At 60.4% G+C, this 19200-nt stretch carries 23 protein-coding genes and 1 tRNA gene; 2 read left to right on the top strand and 22 right to left on the bottom strand.

The features are described from left to right. Positions 1–109 precede the first annotated feature (109 nt). Positions 110–337: a hypothetical protein gene (locus tag P8X48_04970; GenBank protein ID MEJ2106668.1), complete on the top strand. Its 228-nt coding sequence runs from the start codon at positions 110–112 to the stop codon at positions 335–337. A 14-nt stretch (positions 338–351) separates the two neighbouring features. Here P8X48_04970 and P8X48_04975 read toward each other — a convergent pair whose 3' ends face one another. The 20 genes from P8X48_04975 to queA all read right to left on the bottom strand — a co-directional run bounded on the left by P8X48_04975 (position 352) and on the right by queA (position 17643). Then, on the bottom strand, positions 352–861 hold the full coding sequence (locus P8X48_04975) for a phosphatidylglycerophosphatase A (GenBank protein MEJ2106669.1): 510 nt from the start codon (positions 859–861) through the stop codon (positions 352–354). A gap of 26 nt (positions 862–887) precedes the next feature. Then, positions 888–1856, bottom strand: coding sequence for a thiamine-phosphate kinase (gene thiL, locus P8X48_04980; protein MEJ2106670.1), 969 nt, complete (start codon positions 1854–1856; stop codon positions 888–890). 17 nt (positions 1857–1873) lie between these two features. Continuing rightward, positions 1874–2305 carry a transcription antitermination factor NusB gene (gene nusB / locus P8X48_04985; GenBank protein ID MEJ2106671.1) on the bottom strand — a complete coding sequence of 144 codons (432 nt, stop codon included), beginning with the start codon at positions 2303–2305 and terminating at the stop codon, positions 1874–1876. 17 nt (positions 2306–2322) lie between these two features. Next, entirely contained in the window at positions 2323–2799 is a 477-nt protein-coding gene (gene ribE, locus P8X48_04990) for a 6,7-dimethyl-8-ribityllumazine synthase (protein ID MEJ2106672.1), read from the bottom strand. After that, positions 2796–3956, bottom strand: a complete 1161-nt coding sequence (ribBA, locus tag P8X48_04995) for a bifunctional 3,4-dihydroxy-2-butanone-4-phosphate synthase/GTP cyclohydrolase II (GenBank protein MEJ2106673.1) — start codon at positions 3954–3956, stop codon at positions 2796–2798. The genes ribE and ribBA overlap by 4 nt, the downstream gene beginning before the upstream one ends. A gap of 113 nt (positions 3957–4069) precedes the next feature. Next, on the bottom strand, positions 4070–5005 hold the full coding sequence (locus tag P8X48_05000; GenBank protein ID MEJ2106674.1) for a hypothetical protein: 936 nt from the start codon (positions 5003–5005) through the stop codon (positions 4070–4072). 2 nt (positions 5006–5007) lie between these two features. After that, the gene (locus P8X48_05005; GenBank protein MEJ2106675.1) at positions 5008–5661 is read right to left on the bottom strand and encodes a riboflavin synthase; all 654 of its coding nucleotides are present in this window, start codon (positions 5659–5661) and stop codon (positions 5008–5010) included. Positions 5662–5664: 3 nt separating this feature from the next. Beyond that, positions 5665–6783, bottom strand: coding sequence for a bifunctional diaminohydroxyphosphoribosylaminopyrimidine deaminase/5-amino-6-(5-phosphoribosylamino)uracil reductase RibD (gene ribD / locus P8X48_05010; protein MEJ2106676.1), 1119 nt, complete (start codon positions 6781–6783; stop codon positions 5665–5667). After that, on the bottom strand, positions 6780–7289 hold the full coding sequence (gene nrdR, locus P8X48_05015; protein ID MEJ2106677.1) for a transcriptional regulator NrdR: 510 nt from the start codon (positions 7287–7289) through the stop codon (positions 6780–6782). Before nrdR ends, ribD begins: the two co-directional genes overlap by 4 nt. Positions 7290–7322: 33 nt before the next feature. Further along, positions 7323–8579 carry a serine hydroxymethyltransferase gene (gene glyA / locus P8X48_05020; GenBank protein MEJ2106678.1) on the bottom strand — a complete coding sequence of 419 codons (1257 nt, stop codon included), beginning with the start codon at positions 8577–8579 and terminating at the stop codon, positions 7323–7325. Between the two features lie 139 nt (positions 8580–8718). Then, positions 8719–9009: a hypothetical protein gene (locus P8X48_05025; protein ID MEJ2106679.1), complete on the bottom strand. Its 291-nt coding sequence runs from the start codon at positions 9007–9009 to the stop codon at positions 8719–8721. A 1-nt stretch (position 9010) separates the two neighbouring features. Then, entirely contained in the window at positions 9011–9433 is a 423-nt protein-coding gene (locus P8X48_05030; GenBank protein MEJ2106680.1) for a hypothetical protein, read from the bottom strand. A 304-nt stretch (positions 9434–9737) separates the two neighbouring features. After that, complete coding sequence (locus P8X48_05035; GenBank protein MEJ2106681.1) at positions 9738–10403, bottom strand: hypothetical protein; 666 nt, start codon at positions 10401–10403, stop codon at positions 9738–9740. A gap of 1 nt (position 10404) precedes the next feature. Next, positions 10405–11046 (bottom strand): hypothetical protein, encoded by a 642-nt coding sequence (locus P8X48_05040; GenBank protein ID MEJ2106682.1) that lies wholly within the window; start codon positions 11044–11046, stop codon positions 10405–10407. Continuing rightward, a complete protein-coding gene (locus P8X48_05045) occupies positions 11004–11894 on the bottom strand; it encodes a hypothetical protein (protein MEJ2106683.1) in 891 nt (296 codons plus the stop codon). The genes P8X48_05040 and P8X48_05045 overlap by 43 nt, the downstream gene beginning before the upstream one ends. A 185-nt stretch (positions 11895–12079) precedes the next feature. Beyond that, a complete protein-coding gene (secF, locus tag P8X48_05050; GenBank protein MEJ2106684.1) occupies positions 12080–13090 on the bottom strand; it encodes a protein translocase subunit SecF in 1011 nt (336 codons plus the stop codon). 4 nt (positions 13091–13094) lie between these two features. Further along, positions 13095–14978, bottom strand: coding sequence for a protein translocase subunit SecD (secD, locus tag P8X48_05055; protein MEJ2106685.1), 1884 nt, complete (start codon positions 14976–14978; stop codon positions 13095–13097). 19 nt (positions 14979–14997) lie between these two features. Continuing rightward, complete coding sequence (yajC, locus tag P8X48_05060; protein ID MEJ2106686.1) at positions 14998–15306, bottom strand: preprotein translocase subunit YajC; 309 nt, start codon at positions 15304–15306, stop codon at positions 14998–15000. 175 nt (positions 15307–15481) lie between these two features. Continuing rightward, a complete protein-coding gene (gene tgt, locus P8X48_05065; protein MEJ2106687.1) occupies positions 15482–16576 on the bottom strand; it encodes a tRNA guanosine(34) transglycosylase Tgt in 1095 nt (364 codons plus the stop codon). Then, positions 16573–17643: a tRNA preQ1(34) S-adenosylmethionine ribosyltransferase-isomerase QueA gene (gene queA, locus P8X48_05070; protein MEJ2106688.1), complete on the bottom strand. Its 1071-nt coding sequence runs from the start codon at positions 17641–17643 to the stop codon at positions 16573–16575. Before queA ends, tgt begins: the two co-directional genes overlap by 4 nt. 76 nt (positions 17644–17719) lie before the next feature. Between queA and P8X48_05075 the strand changes: the two genes are divergently transcribed. Then, positions 17720–17806, top strand: a tRNA-Leu gene (locus P8X48_05075). Between the two features lie 100 nt (positions 17807–17906). Here the strand turns inward: P8X48_05075 and P8X48_05080 are convergent. After that, the gene (locus tag P8X48_05080; GenBank protein MEJ2106689.1) at positions 17907–18287 is read right to left on the bottom strand and encodes an aspartate 1-decarboxylase; all 381 of its coding nucleotides are present in this window, start codon (positions 18285–18287) and stop codon (positions 17907–17909) included. A 54-nt stretch (positions 18288–18341) separates the two neighbouring features. Then, on the bottom strand, positions 18342–19199 hold the full coding sequence (gene panC, locus P8X48_05085) for a pantoate--beta-alanine ligase (GenBank protein MEJ2106690.1): 858 nt from the start codon (positions 19197–19199) through the stop codon (positions 18342–18344). Between the last annotated feature and the right edge of the window lies 1 nt (position 19200).

Raw genomic sequence — 19200 nt, forward strand, 5'->3', positions numbered from 1 at the left:
TTCGAACGCGCCGACCGTATACTGAAGGAACTGGCAGCGAAAAAGCTTATCGTTCGCAACACCGACTAGTTTTCTTGGCCACCGGCGCGCAGTGAACTAGAATGAAGCTATGAAGCCGGTGGATGTCGTTATCTATTTCCGCAAGGGCCTGGACACAGGTTCACGCCAGTTTCTGGAAAAGTCCCTGCGCAAGACACCCGGTGTGGTTGCTCCCTGGTTCACACCCGGCCGCAACACGCTCATGATTGTGTACTACAACCCCGATGTCACCAACTCCCTGTCGGTACTGAAGCGGGTACGCAAGCTGGGTCACCCCGCAAGTCTGGTGGCAATCTAGTCGGCTGCATCCCCTTACGTCCCCAACCACCGCCGCGAAACCCATACCAGGACCTGCAAGGCCAGATTGGCGTAGACGCCGGCCAACAGATCATCCACCATATTTCCGAAGCCACCGCCGAAGCGGCGCTCGGCCTGACGAACGGGAAACGGCTTCCACACATCGAACAGGCGAAACAGAAAGAATCCCGTGACCACCCAGTACCAGGCCAGCGGAACAAAGGCCATGGTCACGAAGTAGCCAACGAACTCGTCCCAAACGATTCCCGAGTGATCGTGCACGCCGATATCGCTTTCCGTGCGCCCGCACAACCACACCCCAAAACCAAACAGGGCGAGCACCGCCACTACGTACGCGGGCCATTGAAGCCAGTGAACCATCAGCAGATAGAGTGGGATGGCGGCCGCGGTACCGAAGGTACCCGGTGCATACGGCGCGGTACCGGATCCGAGGCCGAAGGCCAGGAAATGGATCGGGTTGGTCCAGACGGTGGGTGGCACGGAATTGCGCTTGAGTTTCTTCATGGTCGCTCCGCAATGACAGCCAGATCCTAGGACCCGCCGCTGAAATGATCGTGACCGGAGTGTTGCGGCTGGTATTCCTTGCCATCGGTTACTTCAATGAAAAGGCCTGATCCGGTTACGACCTCGCCGATGCAACACACCTCGCAGGACCATGCCGCGGCCTCCTGTTCCAGCTGACCAAGCTTGTCCGGCGGAACGGCAAAACACAACTCGTAATCGTCGCCACCCGACAGGGCCGGCTCCCATCCCGCCTGCTCGCGCAAGGAACTGTAGGCTGAAGACAGCGGGATCCGGGGCAGGCTGACCCGCGCACCGACCCGACTGGCTTTCAGGACATGCCCCAGGTCCGCCACCAGGCCGTCGGAGATGTCGATTGCGGCTGTGGCGATCCCACGCAGACCCCGGCCGAGTTCGACTCGCGGCTCGGGTCGATCCAGTCTGCCGCGCAAATAGGCACCCGCGTCTCCTTCGTCCTGCACTCTCCCCTGTTCCAGGGCCAGACCCAGCGCGGCGTCGCCAAGGGTACCGCTGACGTAGATGCGGTCGCCCGGTGCCGCGCCGCCGCGCAGCAGAGCCATTCCCGCAGGTACGAGGCCCAGGGCCTGCACGGTGATGACACGAGGTCCGCGTACAGTGTCACCGCCGACGAGTTCACAGGCAAACCGGTCGGCGAGGGAGAACAGGCCGTCGGCAAACCCCTGCAGCCAGGTTTCGTCCGCCTGCGGCAAACTGAGGGCAAGCGTGAACCACGCGGGATCCGCGCCCATGGCAGCAAGATCGCTCAGGTTCACCGCCAGGGCCTTGTGCGCCACCGCCCCCGCCGGTGTCGATCCCGGAAAATGAACCCCTTCCACCAGCGTGTCTGTGGCGGCCACCAGGGACATGCCCTCGGGCACGTGGCACAGCGCCGCATCGTCACCGATGCCCAGTTCCACGTCGGGGCGATGCCGGCCGGCGCGCGTGAAATAACGCTCGATCAGGGAGAATTCATCCATGACGGGATTGTCGGAGACTAGTCGGCTGCGCCGGCTTCATCCCGACGGGTGCTGGCGGCAAGTTTGTCGAGAACGGCATTGACGTATCGGTGCCCATGTTCCGCGCCAAACAGCTTGGCAAGCTCGATCGCCTCATTAAGGATCACTTTGTACGGAGTCTGCAAATGGAACATCAACTCGTAGGCGCTGATCCGCAGGATGGCCCGTTCCACCGGGTCCACTTCTTCAATAGGGCGATCCAGCTGCGGTGCCAGAGCCGTGTCCAGCTCCGTAACGCGGCGAGGAACCTCTCGTACTAATTCCTCGAACAGGGAGGCATCGATGTCCCCACCTTCATGCTCGAGCAGATCGTGGTCGGCGAAACCTGCTGGCGCGTTTGCCGTCATCTCCCACTGATAGATTGCCTGTACGGCGGCGCGGCGTGCGCCATGACGGCTACCAGTACTCATGCCGCCTCCCGGGAGGATCAGGACCCGAGGTTCCTGAGCAAATTGACCATTTCAATCGCGGCCATGGCGGCATCTGCGCCCTTGTTGCCGGCCTTGGTGCCCGCACGTTCAATCGCCTGTTCGATGGAATCCACAGTCAGGACGCCAAAGCCTACCGGGATATCGAATTGCAGACTGACCTGGGAGAGGCCGCGCGAGCATTCCCCCGCAACGTAATCGAAATGGGGTGTGGCGCCACGGATCACTGCCCCCAGCGCCAGGAGGGCATCGTATTTCTTGCTCGCGGCCATCCTCTTGGCGGCAAGGGGAATTTCATACGCGCCAGGAACGCGCACAACCTCAATATCAGCTTCGCCGGCACCATGGCGAACCAGGGTGTCAATCGCCGCGGAAAGCAGCGATTCGCCGATGAAACCATTGAATCGGCCGAGCACGATTCCAAAGCGCGTGCCGCGTACCTGAAGATCGCCTTCTGTAGTTTTTGTCTTTGTCATCCCGAAACCTTCTTCTGTTTTTCCGAGTTAGACGCCGGATTAATGTATTCGACGATCTCCAGCCCGAATCCGGACATCGCAGGAATCTTGAGCGGGTGACCCAGGACGCGCATGCTGCGCACGCCCAGATCGGCGAGAATCTGGCTGCCGAGACCATAGGTGCGCAACACCTGTTGCTTTCCCACCAGCCGCAAGGGCTCACGCCCCGAGCCCTCCTGTGAAAGATGGGCAATGCGGGCAGCCAGGTCGGTAGCGGACTCTTCCCCGCGCAATACCACGACGACGCCCGCGCCCTGACGGGAAACGTACTCCAGGGCCATTGCCAGGGAGTAGCTGCCGGGACGGTGCGCGTCGGTGAAAAGGTCCAGTACACTTTCCTGGACGTGTACGCGTACCAGGGTTGGTATATCCGGCGAGATTTCTCCCTTCACCAGGGCGACGTGCGTATGGTCGTCGATCTGGTCGTGGTAGGCCACGAGGCGAAAGTCTCCATAGGGCGTGGGTACGATACTGTCGCCGATACGCTCCACGCTCGATTCATTCTCCATGCGATAGCGAATAAGATCGGCGATGGTGCCGATCTTGAGACCGTGCTCGGCCGCGAATTGAACCAGCGCCGGAAGGCGGGCCATGGTTCCGTCCTCGTTCATGATCTCGCAGATCACGCTCGCTGCCTCCCTCGCTCCCGCAAGGCGCGCGAGATCCACGCCGGCCTCGGTATGACCCGCGCGAGCAAGTACGCCGCCGGGTTGTGCCATCAGCGGAAAGACATGCCCCGGCGTGACGATGTCGTCCGGACCCGCATCAGGCTGGACGGCGGCCAGCACCGTGGTGGCGCGGTCCGCGGCCGAAATGCCGGTGGTTACTCCGCTGGCCGCCTCGATGGAAACCGTGAAATTGGTTGTCTGCTTGAAGTGCGTGTCATGCACCATGAGAGGAAGGTGCAGTTTCTCGCAGCGCTCGCGGGCCAAGGTCAGACAAATCAGCCCGCGGCCGAACTTGGCCATGAAGTTGATGTCTTCCGGACGGGTGTGCTCCGCAACCATGACGAGATCGCCTTCGTTCTCGCGATCTTCATCATCCATGAGAACCACCATGCGACCGGCCCTGAGGTCGTCGATGATGTCCGTGATCGGGCTGATTTCCGTCGAAGCCATCCGGTTTACTCTTTAAAAATCATCATCTTATTGGGATTTTTCCCGGGCGGCCGAGAAGCATACCAGTCCTGTCCGGGTGGTTCAAAGCAAATCGAGGCAATTGGGCGGGAGAACTAGTGTGTCCAGGAAAGGCCCAGGGTGAGATACCAGTTCGAGGTTTCGAAATTGCTGGCCCCGATTTCGGTGCTCAGGGAAAGCTTCTTCGATAGATCGAATATGGACCGAACGTAGGCGGAATTGACGCGCTGCTTCGACAACACAGTCAGACTGCTGTCGGCCCCGAGGACAAAAGACGACGATTTGCCGTCGTAACCGCATTCGAGCCAGTATCTTTCCCGCAGGAAGCCACTCAGATAGGGCAACTTGCCTCCGGAACGAACAATCCGAATGATGACGGGCAAGACGCTGGAGTTGCCCCAATACTCATAGTATTCACCCCCGACGGCCAGGCTCCAGGTGTCTCCGACATAGCGGGTGGCCGACAAAGCGGTGCCGAGTCCGAACACGTCCGTGGTCTTTGGCAAGGGTGGTGGTTTGTAAAAGGAAATGATCCGTCCCGCCGGGTCCGCAGTCAGCTGCCAGTCATCCCCGGCATAGGTCCAGGCACCAGTGAGGGAGCGTGACTTGAGATTGGGTCCGAGGTATGAGGCCGTCACTCCGACACCATAGGCATACAGATCCGCCGGATCTGTGCTCATTCCGACAGCGGCGGTGTAGGAATCCTGGGTACCCGTGGACAAGTCCAGTCGTGAGCGCCCCAGGCTGAACTGGAAGCGGTTTCGACTCTCCAGCCCCTGGTCGATGCTAAGCGACAGATCCTGGCCGTTCTGATAGTCGACCCCAAGAGCGATTGAGTAGGACGATGGAAACGGCTCGTACACACTGGCCAGATTGACGTCGGCTGCGTAGCCAGGCCGACCCAGACCCGCACCCAGCAGAAGTGCTGTTGCCAGACAGATTGCGAAGCGGTGCCTGGACCCGCACGCAGACGCACGAACCGGAACGAACCATCCCGCTACCACGGATCGTCCGCCTGGAACTGGCGCCACGATTACTTCAGAAATCCCTTTTGCTTCAGCAATGCCAGATCAACTCCCGGACCGGGTTCGTCCGTCGCCGCAGTCAGCAGGCGCTCCAGATAACGGGCAACCACGTCCACTTCGATGTTCACGCGCGTCCCGGCCCTGTAGGCAGACATGGAAGTATGGTCCATTGTGTGGGGTACGATATTTGTATTGAACGCGTCATCCTCGACGGCGTTGACCGTCAGGCTCACCCCGTCGACACAAACTGAACCCTTTTCCGCAATATAGCGCGCCAGCCCGGTCGGCACCCGGATCCGGAACCGGCTAGATCGGGCATCGGCCTCCCGTGACAGAACCTCGCCCACACCGTCGACATGGCCGCTGACCATGTGTCCACCCAGGTGGGTGGTGGGCGTCAACGCCTTCTCAAGATTGACCAGGTCACCGGGCGCCAATCCCCCCAAGGTGGTCCGCGAAAGGGTCTCGGCCGATACGTCCGCCGCGAATTCCGACTTGCCAAGCTCAACGGCGGTAAGACAAACGCCGCTCACGGCGATGCTGTCTCCGATCTTTGTGTCGGCAAGATCCAGCGTGCCTGTATCTATGGTCAATCGCGCATCGCCCCCCAGGGTACGCAGTTGCCTGATCTTCCCAACGGCCTGAATGATTCCGGTAAACATTCTCTACTCTCCGGCCTTAGCACCACTTCGTGGACACGCGGTTATTCGCCAGTCCTCACCAACTGCGCGCACATCTTCAATCGTGAGCTGCATGCGCTGTGCCATTTCGTTCAGCCCGGGCAAAAAGAACATTCCGCGCCCCTGATGCCCCATGACATGAGGCGCGAGATAGACGACCAATTCATCGACCAGCCCGGCAGCCAGCAATCCGCCGCAGGTGGTCGCCCCCGCCTCCACCAGGACTTCGTTGATCTCCCGCGCGGCAAGATGGGCGAACAGGGCGTGAAGATCCACGGAGTTGACGCCCGAGGAAAGGCACAACACTTCGGCCCCGGCATTGACCAGTTCCTCAGCCCGATCCGCGTCCTCGCTGGCCGTGACGATGAGCGTCTCCCCTTCGAGCGACAGCAGCCGCGCATCGGCGGGCGTACTCAGATTCGCACCGACTACTACCCGCAAGGGCTGCCGACCGATATCGAAAGCACGAACATTCAGGGACGGATCATCCGCGACCACGGTGCCAACCCCGGTGAGTATGGCCGAGCTCTGCGCACGCAAGCGCTGGACATCACGGCGTGCCGCTTCTCCGGTAATCCATTTGCTCTCTCCATTCGCCATGGCAGTGCGCCCGTCCAGACTTACGGCCAGCTTGACGCGCACGTAGGGCCGCTGCCGTCGCATGCGGGAAACAAAACCGGGATTGATCCGGCGGGCCTCGCCTTCCATCAAGGGACTGCTTGCCTCGATGCCCGCCACGCGCAATCGCTCCAGCCCCTGACCGGCAACCTGTGGATTTGGGTCCTGCATCGCCGCCACGACCCGGACAACACCGGCCTCGATCAGGGCGTCGGCACAAGGCGGTGTCCGCCCATGATGACTGCAGGGCTCGAGGCTGACATAGGCCGTCGCGCCCCGGGCGCGCTCCCCGGCAGCGCGCAGCGCGTTGATTTCCGCATGGGGTTCGCCGGCGCGCTCGTGCCAACCCTCGCCCACGATCTCGCCATCGCGAACCAGCACGCAACCTACCCTTGGATTCGGCTCGGTCGTGTACAGGCCGCGCCGCGCAAGCATCAGCGCCCGACCCATGTAGCGCGCATCGGTATCGACGTCGGGAGGCCTCATTTCTTCTTGCTGTCGAGCACCAGCTTCATCTGCTTGCGCCGGGCCTCCGCGCCAGGCTCCTGTTGAAGTCTCTGGACTTCCTCACTGAAGGCCTCGAGATCCGAGAAGCTGCGATAGACCGAGGCGAAGCGAACGAAAGCTACCGGATCCAGTTCCTCCAGTTCCTCCATAACCCATTCGCCAATCTGGCGCGAACTGATCTCACGCTCACCGGCGGTGATGAGCCGGTGACGGATACGGCCGATCGCGGCTTCCACGGCCTCGGCATCCACGGGCCGTTTCTCCAGCGCCCGCGCAATGCCCGATCGTAGTTTTTCTTCCGTAAACGCTTCGCGCCGATCGTCGGACTTCACAATCTGGGGCATACGAAGTTGCGCCCGCTCGAACGTGGTGAAACGCTCCCCGCATTCCGCGCACTCACGCCGCCGCCGCACCGACATGCCATCGTCGGCAAGACGGGAATCGATAACCCGTGTCTCTTCGGCGTTGCAGAACGGGCAATGCATAGGGCCTCCTTTTCCTCAGGGACCGCGTCGAACTCAGTCGCGATACACCGGATAGCGGGCACACAGGGCCAGGACCTGCTCCTTCACCCTTGCTCGCACGGACGCATCGTCCGGCTTGTCGAGAATATCGCAGATCCAGCCTGCCAGATCGCGCGATTCCGAAGCACCGAAACCACGCGTTGTGGCTGCGGGTGTCCCGATCCGGATTCCGCTGGTTACGAAAGGTGACTGCGGATCATTCGGCACGGCGTTCTTGTTCACGGTGATATTGGCCGCGCCCAGGGCGGCTTCCGCGTCCTTGCCGGTCACGCCTTTGTCCACCAGGTCCACGAGGAACAGGTGGTCATCGGTACCGCCGGATACGATGCGATAGCCGCGCTCCATCATGGTTTCTGCCATGGCGCGGGCGTTGTCGAGGACCTTTTGCTGATACTGATTGAACTCGGGCTGCAGGGCCTCAAGGAAGGCGACCGCCTTGGCAGCAATCACGTGCATAAGCGGACCCCCCTGCGTACCCGGAAACACGGTGGAATTCAGCTTCTTTTCAATCTCGGGATTTTCGCGGGCCAGGATGATACCGCCGCGGGGGCCACGCAAGGTCTTGTGCGTGGTCGAGGTGGTCACATCGGCGATCGGAACCGGATTCGGATACAGGTCTGCTGCGACGAGGCCCGCGATATGGGCCATATCGACAAACAGGTAGGCGCCGATCTCATCGGCGATGTCCCGGAAACGTTGCCAGTCCACCACGCGCGAATAGGCACTGAAACCGGCGACGATCATTTTCGGCTTGTGCTCCCGCGCCAGCTGCTCGACCTGGGCGTAGTCGATCTCGCCGGTGGCATCGTCCAGGCCATACTGCACGGAGTTGAAGATCTTCCCGGAGAAGTTCACCTTGGCCCCATGGGTAAGGTGCCCGCCGTGAGCAAGACTCATACCGAGAATCGTATCTCCCGGTTGCAACAGGGCGAGGTAGACCGCGGCGTTGGCCTGGGAACCGGAATGGGGCTGAACATTGGCGTAGGCCGCACCGAACAGCTGCTTCACCCGATCGATGGCCAGTTGCTCGGCAATGTCTACATATTCACAGCCACCGTAATAGCGGCGCCCCGGGTAGCCCTCGGCATACTTGTTGGTCAGCACCGAGCCCTGGGCCTGCATCACCCGCGGGCTGGCATAGTTCTCCGATGCGATCAGCTCGACGTGTTCCTCCTGTCGCCGTTCTTCATTCTGGATCGCAGTCCAAAGCTCATCGTCAAAACCGGCAATGGTCATTTCTTTGTCAAACATGGATACAGCCTTTCTCCTGAAATCGTGCTTCCGCCGCTGGGGCAATCGGAATCCGCCGCCATTGGAGGGCGCCGGAAGGCGGCTAGGATAGCCGATTTCGGGGGGAATTGCTTTACGGCGAGGGGGTCTGCCGAAGCGGCTACAGCAGCTCGTGCACGGGAAAATCCCGGGCTTCGGGCAGGCTTCTTACGGCACGCCCGGCTTCAGCGAAGAGCTGGTCCGCGATCGCGGGACCAAAATGTTCGGCGATATCCACGCAGGTCAGATAGAGGATCTGGCGCATGGCTTCGGTCGACAGGCAGAGGTTTGACATCGGCTGCCCGCTGGCGAGCCAGCCCGACAGCTCTGACAGGGCAGCCGGATTCAGCGGGCTGTGCGAGAGCCGCTGCACCAGAAGATCGCGCACCCGGGCGCAGTGGCTGGGGGCCATCTCATCCATCCGATCGAACAAATAGCTGAGTATACCATTGAACACGATGGTCCCGGTGTCCCGACCCTTGCCTGACGAGGGGCTGGCTCGCGGTGTCCCGACCCTTGCCTGACGAGGGGCTGGCTCGCATTAATGGCAATGGATCAGGAGCGAGCTTGTCCGAAGGCATTCCCATATGCTGGACCAGACGCCGGTGGATATCCCGCTCCAGAAATTTCAGCTCCTCGGCGGAACAAATTTCATGCACGTAGTCGGAAAGCTGAAACCTGCCGCCCTCGGCGTAGCCGCGTTCCCAGATCCACAGGGCCGCCGCAAGGGTTTCGTTGTCCAGCAAGGGTTGCAGGGCAGAATAGACCGCGCGCCGGCGCCGTGTGACTTCGGGATCAGAGATTCCAGTTGTCGTATTCGTCGGTGTCGCTGCCATGCACATGCCTCTCCATAGTTCCGCTCTACCACCGCCCCGTCTCGTCTCGCATCGGTTTCCCGGAGGATCCTGCGCAATCGGCCTCGGACGCCAACAGAACGGTGCCTGATGGATTTCAAGCAATCGCCATGCCACGGGGTTTGAAAGTGATTTGTAGCTTCTTTTCGGGGAGTTACACGCGAATGCCTGGTATCGACACAGGCATTTTCGCCCTCTTTTGGCCCATGACGCACCGCTTTGAAGCACGGCACAACAAAAAAGCCCGGCGGGCGCCGGGCTTTTTTGTTGTGCCGTGCAGCAGGAACTAGTTGAAGATTCGCTCCGGATGATCCTGCCAATCGTTCACGACTTTCCATTCCTTGGCACCGGAGCCCATCAGTCGCTTCTGCCAGCGGTCCAGTCGGCCGAGATATCGCCGCGGATCCTCGTTGTCAGTCTTGAGCTTGACTACGTTCAGAGCGATGAAGCGGATGCCGCTCATATCAATTGGAAAATTGCGGACCGTCTTCTTACCCAGCTCTTCCTGCATGTCGGAAAAGATGATCACGGTCTTTTCACCCGCCTGAGACTCGTTCAGATACTCCGCCGCCTGAATCAAGCCGCCGGTAATGTCCGTGTACGCACTTCCACCCCGCCGTGCAACACCCTTGGCAAACTTGTCGATTTCATTGCGGAACGCCAGCTTCTGGGCATTGGCCTTTGACGGGATGCGATCAAAGGTCGCCTTGTAGATAATGTCCTTCTCCGAAAAGGAACGGCTCGTTACCTTCGCGACGGCCATCGAATCGCCGGTATCCAGCGTTCCGAGGAGATAATTGACGATGCGCTGGGCCTTGCCCACCTCTTTCGCATACGTTCCCGAGGTATCAATCAGCATGTACACGGCGCGGACATGCGCGTGTTTGTCCCCGCAGCCGGCGAGCAGTCCCGCCATCAACAAAAGTACTATCCACTTGCCATAAACACGCATTCTAGAACTCTCCTGTGGCTGTGCGTTCTCCGGAGTTGCGTTTCGGGAATGAGGTGACGCCGCCACGATCCTTCCCCCGCCGTTCCGTTGCCGACCCGCGCACGCGTACCAGCCGTTCGATCGCAAGGGGGAGAAAGATGACCACGTCGTAAAGGTTGACGAGGGTATTGCCGACATAGCGCATCATGGTGCTGATCACACGGAATGCGAATGCCAGGGCAAGAATCGCCCAGACACTGAGCACGCCCAATACGGTTCGCGCCGAACTGATAAAGGACTCCAGGGGCACGGCGACGAAGGCCAGCGCAAACGGCAAGATGAACCCGAGGGCAGCCTGCGCGACCATGGGCATCTTGCCCACCCATCCCGTGTCATTTGCCACCTTGCTGGCCTCCTGGAACGCCGCGGCCGAGCTTTCGCTCAACTGGGATATCAGGGACATGCGCGCCGCAGCAACGGAGTCTCGCATCAGGGCCAAACCGACCTCAATGAAGGCGAAGAAAAGCAGCAGCGCCAGGGCGAACCACATCCACCGCTTGCGCACCACCGGGGTAAGGTTGCCGATGCCGGCAAACAGATGGGTAATGCCCAGGGTCTCCATCAGGAAGATGCCCATGATCGTCTCGAAAAAGATGATAACCATGGATGCGACGTCCGAGACGGAGATGTTGCCCACCACGTACGGGCCCGAGCCAGCTCGATCAGGCGCGAGTTAATGAAGGCGCCCAGCACGGCAATGGTCATGACGAAGGCATCGATCATGAACTGACGCGAGGCCGACTGCGCCAGCATGTGTTCGGCCTTGTCGGTTTTGCGAATGATCTCCTGGAACTTGTCCATCTGCGCGTCGATCTTTTCGGAACTGTTTTGCAGGCCCTCGAGATTGCGGTCCACCTGCCCCAAGGTCTGATTCAATGAGCGCCAGAAGGGAGCGAAGCCCTTCAGGATCTTGTGCCGGTCCTGGTAGGCCTTGCGGTATTCCGCCAGGGAACGCTGGTGGATCTTTTCGATGGAATCGGCAATGTCCTCGAGAATCTTTTCCACCAGACCGTTGGACGGCGTGATGTTGGCCACGGCCGAGACGGCTTCGGCCCATTGCCCCGACGGCGGCGGAACCTCACCGCACTTCTGGTAGTCTTCCTCGATCTTGGTGATTTCATCCATGAGCTTGCGCTGCAGCGCCGGATAGCCGTGCAGATCGCGCTGGATCATGGTCCCGATACGTTCGAACTCGCGCTCGATCGTATGCTTCATCTCCTCGCGGCCCTGGGCCAGCATCACCACCTTGTTGCGCTGGCGCATCTCGCCAGCGACCTTGATCAGCCAGCGTGAAGCCAGGCGCAGGGGCGAACTGATGGATCGCACGGCGCCCCGGATAGCCCCATGCATCGCGTTGCGCGCCGCATACAGAAACGGAACCGCAATCAGGAAGATGACGACACCCGACAGGGCCGGATTTCCCGGCACAATCATCCACCAGCTGTTAGACATGTTTCCCTCCTTCGGGGATTTTCGGCGCTGCTGTAGATATTTTCTTATTTAGTATAGGTCATAGCACAGCACGTGCAGCCGACTCAATTGCGCACCGACAAAGCCCCCGGGACAAGGGATGACTGGTCAGGAAAACGGATTAGCGCGGGGATTCGTGTTGCACCCGCCTGTGCAGGCCTTCGGAATCAGGGCTCGCGATCGGCCGCGGTCTCTTTCTTGGGTTGCACCAGATCGGCGCGGGAAACGCCCAATGCCAGCGCCGCCGGGGTGGCGATGTAGATGGAGGAAAAGGTCCCGTAGAAAATACCAACGATCAGGGCCACGGAGAAACCGCGAATAGTCTCGCCACCGAAGAAATACAGGGCAAGCACCGTGATCATGGTCGTACCGGAGGTTATGATGGTGCGCGACAGGGTCTGATTGATCGACACATTCATTACTTCCTTGGTCGTTTCCTTGCGCATGCGGCGGAAGTTTTCGCGGATCCGGTCAAACACCACAATCGTGTCGTTCAGCGAATACCCCAGGACGGCGAGCACCGCCGCCAGTACCGTCAGGGAAAACTCCATTTGCGTAAACGAGAAGAATCCCAGGGTGATCAACACGTCGTGCGCAGTCGCGATCACCGAGCCCACGGCAAAGCGCCACTCGAATCGCACCATCACGTAGATCAGAATTGCAATCAGCGTATACAGCAGCGCAAGCCCGCCCTTTTCTGCCAGCTCGTGACCCACCTGCGGGCCGACGAACTCAACACGCTTGACCTGTATCGTGCAGGGTTTGATCGATTTCGGATTGTCTGCAGTCGTACACTGCTGTGCCTTGCCCGGCTGACTGGAAACGACATTCTCCTGAAAGCGCTTACGCAAGATCCTGGTCACACGGTTGCTGATTTCGGAACTCTTGCCCGTGGTGGTCGCCGGCACACGCACTAGCACATCCCGCGAAGTCCCGAAGTGCTGCACCACTATATCGTCAAAACCGTTTTTCCCCAGGTCATCACGAATTTGCCCGACACTCGCGGCATCCTTGTAGCTCAATTCGATCACCGTGCCGCCGGTGAAATCGAGGCCGAAATTCAGCCCACGCACAAACAGACTGATGATGGTAGCGGTGATAAGAATCGCCGAGATGGCAATCGGGATGTATCGCGTCCCGATAAAATCGAAATGGGTTTGTCGGTGGAAAAATTCCATGCTGCTATACCAGAAGTTTCTTTACCCGGCGACCGCCGTAGGTCAGGTTGGCCAGTGCGCGCGTAACCATGATTGCCGTAAACATGGACGTCAAAATGCCGATGCTCAGGGTAATTGCAAACCCCTTGATCGGGCCGGTGCCGAAATTGAACAACATGACCGCCGCGATTAGCGTGGTGATGTTGGCATCGGCAATCGTCCCAAAGGCCTTTGCATAGCCGGCATGAATACTTGCCTGGGGCGTGCTGCCGTTGCGCAGTTCTTCACGAATCCGTTCGTAGATGAGCACGTTCGCATCCACCGCCATGCCGACGGTCAGAAGCATGCCGGCCACGCCTGGCAGGGTCAGGGTCGCCTGGAACAGGGAAAGAACCGCGACGATCAGGACCAGGTTCAGGGCCAGCGCGACATTGGCAAATACGCCGAATACGCGGTAGTACAGCAGCATGAACAGGATCACAGCGACGAAACCTATGATGATGGACCGCAACCCCTGATCGATATTCTCCTGACCGAGGCTGGGCCCGATGGTCCGTTCCTCGACGATGGAGATCGGCGCCGCCAGCGCGCCTGCGCGCAGCAACAGCGCGATGTCGTTGGCCTCGTCGAAACTTTCCAGGCCCTCAATCTGGAATCGCTTGCCCAGCTGTTGCTTGATCACGGGGGCCGTAATCACCTGCTCGATCTTCTGTCGCACCTGAACCGGATTGCCCTTGTCATCCAGCACCGGATTGCCCTTGTCATCCAGCTTCGTCTTCGACCGGGTCTCTACGTAGATAACTGCCATGCGCTTGTTGATGTTCTCGCCGGTCACGCGCTGATTGATGGCCGCGCCACGGGAATCCAGGGTAATGGACACGATCGGCTGGTTACTTCTGCTGTCCACGCTCGGCGAAGCGTTCTCGATATTGTCGCCGGAATAGATCAACTGATCCTTGATCAGGTAGGGTCGGCCATCGCGGTCCCTGTAGATCCTGTCTCCCGGTGGCACCGCCCCGGCCAGGGCCGCCTGCACATCATGTTCCTCGTCCACCAGTTTCACTTCCAGGGTCGCAACTCGACCAATGATCTCCTTGGCCTTGGCGGTATCCTGCACGCCCGGCAATTCGACCACGATGCGGTCCTCGCCCTGCTGCTGGACAATCGGCTCGGCCACGCCCAACTCATTCACGCGGTTGCGCAAGGAGGTCATGTTCTGCTCCAGGGCCTGCCGGCGTTTCTGGACCAGGGATTCCTGGCTGATGGTGGCAACCAGGTTAAAGCTTCGGTCCCCCTGGGTATCCGCCAGTTTCAGATCGCGCTCTTCCTTTTCAATTTCCGCGCGGCCCTTGTTGCGCTCCGCTTCATCGCGGAAGCGGATCTCTATACCGTGTCCGGGGCGGTTGATGACCGTGAGATAGCGGATGTGGTTCTCACGCAGAATGCGGCGGATGTCCCCCGTATAGCTCTGCTCGGCCTTCTTCACGACGGCGTCCATGTCCACCTGCATAAGAAAGTGGACGCCACCGCGAAGATCGAGCCCGAGATACATGGGCCGCGCGGCAATCGCACTGAGCCAATGGGGAGTCGCCGGGAGCAGATTGATCGCGACCGTATAGCCGTCCCCCAACTCCCGTTGCACGATATCCCGCGCCTTGAGCTGGGTATCGGTGTCAGCGAAACGTACGAGGATGTTCTTTCCGTCCATCACCATGGACCGGATTGCCAGCTTGCGTTCATCCAGCGCACGGTGCACCTGTGACATCACCGACTGGTCGATGGGCGCATTCCGCTTGGCCGACACCTGGATCGCGGGGTCCTCGCCAAACAGATTGGGCACGGCGTACAGCGCACCAAGAAGGACCACTGCCAGGATCAGCAGGTATTTCCAGAGGGGATATCTATTCATGCTGCGGAACAGCCGGGCGTCAGGCCGACTTGATAGTTCCCTTGGGCATGACCGCCTGGATCATCTGGCGCTGCACCTTGATGTTCACGTTCTGCGCGACTTCTAGGGTGACAAAGACCTCGCCGACCTCGATGACGCGACCCAACGTTCCTCCGCTGGTCACGACTTCATCGCCCTTCTGCAGGGCCGCCACCATGGAACGGTGCTCCTTGGCGCGCTTGGTTTGTGGACGAATGAGCAGGAAATAGAACAACCCGAACAGGATGACCAGGGGAAGCAACTGCACCAGACCGGTCGCGCCCGACGCGCCACCGCCACCCTGAGCCATGGCTTCGGGGATAAAAGGAGGAAATAGACTGTACATAATCAACCGTGATCGTGTTTGTTGGAAAGGGCTCCCGCGTCCGGAATGCGCTTGCATCCCCGTGGCGCGAAACGGGGGCGCATTATCGCATCACTGTGTCCCGCGCGCCACGCCCGATTTTCGTTATTTGACGGCTTTGTTACGCCCGCCGGCGATAGAAATCGGCGGCAAAATCGTCCAGGGTCCCGGTCTCGATGGCCCCACGCAGACCGGCCATGAGCTGCTGATAATAGAATAGGTTGTGCAACGTGCTCAGGCGCGCCCCCAGGATTTCGTTGCAGCGGGACAGGTGGCGCAGGTAGGCGCGACTGTAGTTTCGACACGTGTAGCAGCCGCACTCGGGGTCCACAGGATCCGTATCGGTCTCGTAACGGCTGTTGCGGATCTTTACCGTGCCCGCATGGGTAAACAACCAGCCATTACGTGCGTTCCGCGTCGGCATCACGCAATCGAACATGTCCACGCCTCGCCGAACCGCCTCCACGATATCTTCCGGCGTACCCACGCCCATGAGATAACGCGGATGATCCGTCGGCATGGCCGGCGCCAGGGTATCCAGCACGCGGATCATTTCTTCCTTGGGCTCACCCACCGACAAGCCGCCAATGGCATAGCCGTCGAATCCGATTCGCGTCAGTTCCGCCAACGACTGCACCCGAAGATTCTCATACATTCCGCCCTGGACAATGCCGAACAGGGCCGCGGGATTGCCACCGTGGGCCATCTTGCTCCGCTCGGCCCAACGCACGGACAGTTCCATCGAAGATCGCGCCTCTTCCTCCGTCGCCGGCCAGGGCGTGCATTCATCGAACACCATTACCACGTCCGATCCCAGCGCGTGCTGGACCGCGATGGATTCTTCCGGGCCCAGAAACACCGGGCTACCGTTCACCGGAGACTGGAAATGCACACCCTCCTCCGTGAGCTTGCGCAGCTTGCCCAGGCTCCAAACCTGAAACCCGCCGGAGTCGGTCAGGATGGGTCCGTCCCAGTGCATGAAGTCGTGCAGATCGCCATGGGCCGCAATCACGTCCACGCCGGGACGCAGCATCAAATGGAAGGTGTTGCCGAGAACGATCTCCGCGCCAACTTCACGCAATTCTTCCGGCGTCATGGCCTTGACCGTGCCGTAGGTGCCGACGGGCATGAACGCGGGCGTCTGCACCAGGCCGCGATCGAAGTGGAGCTCCCCGCGGCGGGCAATGCCATCGTTCGCCAGCAGGCGAAACTTCATTGTCCTTGCTCCGGATTCGCCGGAGTCACGAACATCGCATCCCCGTAGCTGAAAAATCGATAGCCGTGTTCGACCGCGTGGCGATATGCATCAAGCACTGCGGTGCGACCGGCGAAGGCACAGACCAGCATCAACAAAGTGGATTCCGGCAAATGGAAATTGGTGATCATGGCATCGACCGCGCGAAAAACGAAACCGGGAAAGATGAAGATATCGGTCTCCCCCGTGTATGGCCTCAAGCCGTCGTCGCCGGCGACGCTTTCCAGGGCCCGGACGACGGTGGTACCGACCGCGATCACGCGCCGCCCTTCCGCGCGCGCACGATTGATGGCCTCGCAGGCCCGCTCCCACACTTCGCTGATCTCGCTGTGCATCTGATGCTGGTCGATTTCATCCACGCGCATGGGCTGGAAGGTCCCGGCACCAACATGCAGGGTGATGAAGACACGTTCAACACCCATCCGCTCCAGGACCGCAAGAAGCTCCGCATCGAAATGAAGTCCCGCCGTGGGTGCCGCCACCGCGCCCGGCGCCCGGGCATAGACGGTCTGGTAGCGGTCCCGGTCTTCCGGTGTCTCCGAATCGGTGCGCTGAATGTAGGGCGGTAGCGGGGTATGACCGATGCGCTCGAGAATGCCGAGCAGGGGTTCCTCGCTTTCGAACACGAGCTCGAAGAACTCCCCCTGCCGCCCCTCGACCCGGGCCCGAACTTCGTCCGCCAGGATCAGATCCATTCCCGGCCGGGGCGGCTTGCTCGCACGGACCTGGGCCAGCAGACGATGGGTGTCCAGGATCCGCTCTACCAGGACCTCCACCTGCCCCCCGCTCTCCTTGCGTCCCAGCAGGCGCGCCGGCACCACCCGGGTGTCGTTCATGACCAGCAGATCACCGGGGCGCAACAGATCCGGCAGGGCCGTAAACCGCCGATCGTCCATTGCACCCGTTGCCCCGTCCAGGACCAGCAACCGACTGCCGCTGCGCACCGGGGCGGGCGCCTGGGCAATGCGCTCCGGTGGCAGTTCGTACCAGAAATCGGATTTCTTCATAGCGGGTGGAGACTGGTGCACGAATGGGTTCCAGGGCCCGCCGCCGGGCCGTTGCCATCATACCGCGGGATCGGTTTATAATTCCGCCCCTCACCTTGCCGGGGTGGCGGAACTGGTAGACGCGCCGGACTCAAAATCCGGTGGTGGTGACACCGTGTCGGTTCGAGTCCGACCCTCGGTACCAACTCTTTCCCTTTAATCGAGCACCAACCGAAAGGCGACCAGGCGCGCCGGTTTGTCGCGTGGATTCTGTGATTCGGATTGGGAAGACGGGGAGAGGTGTTTCAGGCGGCCTGTACGGGGATGGCGTTGCGGGTGTGGCTTACGCGATTTTTCTCGTCTACGTATACCAGCCGCGGTTTGAAATTCACCAGATCCTTTTCATCCACGTTGGCGTAGCTGCAGATGATGACCACGTCGCCGGGGTTTGCCTTGTGCGCGGCGGCACCGTTGACGGAAATCGTACCCGAACCCTCCTGGGCGCGAATAGCATAGGTCGTAAAACGCTCACCATTGGTGACGTTGTAAACCTCGATGCGCTCATACTCATGGATGTCCGCCGCCTCCAGCAGGCGTTCGTCGATCGCCACCGAGCCCTCGTAATCCAGTTCGGACCGGGTGACGGTGGCGCGATGGAGCTTGGCCTTGAGCATGGTACGTTGCATAAGTAATTGATTCCCCGAGTATCGCTGCCATTATCCCGGTTTCGGCGGCGTGGTTCAATTCAGCGACACCTCAATATTGTCAATGAGGCGCGCCTTGCCCAGCCAGGCCGCGGCAAGAATCACCAGATCACGATCCCCGGATTCGGGTGGCGCCAGATCGTGTTGCCGACGGATACTGAAATAATCGGGGCGAAACCCCGCTTTCGCAAGCGCATCGGCTGACTCGATTTCGATCTCCGTGAATGGTACCGCTTTCTGGCTGTGCACAAGGGTGTTCGCCGCCGCCTTGAGGGTACTCGCCAACACAGGCGCGATTCCCCGCTCCTCGGCTGTCAGATATTTGTTTCGCGAACTCAGGGCCAGGCCATCGGCTTCACGTACGGTTTCATCTGCCACGATTTCCACGGGTATTGCGAGATCGGAAACCATGCGCCGAATGATGAGACACTGCTGATAGTCCTTTTTTCCGAACAAGGCGACATCAGGCTGCACCAGATTGAACAAGCGGTTGACCACGGTTGCCACGCCGCGGAAATGCCCGGGTCGATCGGCGCCACACAGGATGTCACTCAGACCGGGAACCTCGACAAAGGTCATGGTCTTCAGGGGCCGCGGGTACATATCCTGTTCCTCCGGCAGGAACACCAGGTCGACCTTCTCCGATGCCAGGGCCTGCAGATCCTGCTCCGGTGTGCGCGGATACGCCGCCAGATCGTCGGCCCGATCGAACTGCATAGGATTGACAAAAATACTGACGACGACCACGTCTCCGTGACGGCGGGCGGCCCGCACCAGGGCCAGATGGCCGGCGTGCAGATTGCCCATGGTGGGCACGAAGGCGATGCGCTTGCCCGAGTCGCGCCAACGCCGGATCGACTGGCGCAGTGCGTCGATCGTGTGTGCCGTGATCATG

The sequence above is a fragment of the Acidiferrobacteraceae bacterium genome (assembly GCA_037388825.1).
Lineage (GTDB): Bacteria > Pseudomonadota > Gammaproteobacteria > Acidiferrobacterales > JAJDNE01 > JARRJV01.

Coding starts and splice junctions, on each gene's coding strand:
- P8X48_04970 (MEJ2106668.1), top strand. CDS start 110: ATGAAGCCGGTGGATGTCGTTATCTATTTCCGCAAGGGCCTGGACACA.
- P8X48_04975 (MEJ2106669.1), bottom strand. CDS start 861: ATGAAGAAACTCAAGCGCAATTCCGTGCCACCCACCGTCTGGACCAAC.
- thiL (MEJ2106670.1), bottom strand. CDS start 1,856: ATGGATGAATTCTCCCTGATCGAGCGTTATTTCACGCGCGCCGGCCGG.
- nusB (MEJ2106671.1), bottom strand. CDS start 2,305: ATGAGTACTGGTAGCCGTCATGGCGCACGCCGCGCCGCCGTACAGGCA.
- ribE (MEJ2106672.1), bottom strand. CDS start 2,799: ATGACAAAGACAAAAACTACAGAAGGCGATCTTCAGGTACGCGGCACG.
- ribBA (MEJ2106673.1), bottom strand. CDS start 3,956: ATGGCTTCGACGGAAATCAGCCCGATCACGGACATCATCGACGACCTC.
- P8X48_05005 (MEJ2106675.1), bottom strand. CDS start 5,661: ATGTTTACCGGAATCATTCAGGCCGTTGGGAAGATCAGGCAACTGCGT.
- ribD (MEJ2106676.1), bottom strand. CDS start 6,783: ATGAGGCCTCCCGACGTCGATACCGATGCGCGCTACATGGGTCGGGCG.
- nrdR (MEJ2106677.1), bottom strand. CDS start 7,289: ATGCATTGCCCGTTCTGCAACGCCGAAGAGACACGGGTTATCGATTCC.
- glyA (MEJ2106678.1), bottom strand. CDS start 8,579: ATGTTTGACAAAGAAATGACCATTGCCGGTTTTGACGATGAGCTTTGG.
- P8X48_05025 (MEJ2106679.1), bottom strand. CDS start 9,009: ATGGCCCCCAGCCACTGCGCCCGGGTGCGCGATCTTCTGGTGCAGCGG.
- P8X48_05030 (MEJ2106680.1), bottom strand. CDS start 9,433: ATGGCAGCGACACCGACGAATACGACAACTGGAATCTCTGATCCCGAA.
- P8X48_05035 (MEJ2106681.1), bottom strand. CDS start 10,403: ATGCGTGTTTATGGCAAGTGGATAGTACTTTTGTTGATGGCGGGACTG.
- P8X48_05040 (MEJ2106682.1), bottom strand. CDS start 11,046: ATGGTTATCATCTTTTTCGAGACGATCATGGGCATCTTCCTGATGGAG.
- P8X48_05045 (MEJ2106683.1), bottom strand. CDS start 11,894: ATGTCTAACAGCTGGTGGATGATTGTGCCGGGAAATCCGGCCCTGTCG.
- secF (MEJ2106684.1), bottom strand. CDS start 13,090: ATGGAATTTTTCCACCGACAAACCCATTTCGATTTTATCGGGACGCGA.
- secD (MEJ2106685.1), bottom strand. CDS start 14,978: ATGAATAGATATCCCCTCTGGAAATACCTGCTGATCCTGGCAGTGGTC.
- yajC (MEJ2106686.1), bottom strand. CDS start 15,306: ATGGCTCAGGGTGGCGGTGGCGCGTCGGGCGCGACCGGTCTGGTGCAG.
- tgt (MEJ2106687.1), bottom strand. CDS start 16,576: ATGAAGTTTCGCCTGCTGGCGAACGATGGCATTGCCCGCCGCGGGGAG.
- P8X48_05080 (MEJ2106689.1), bottom strand. CDS start 18,287: ATGCAACGTACCATGCTCAAGGCCAAGCTCCATCGCGCCACCGTCACC.
- panC (MEJ2106690.1), bottom strand. CDS start 19,199: ATGATCACGGCACACACGATCGACGCACTGCGCCAGTCGATCCGGCGT.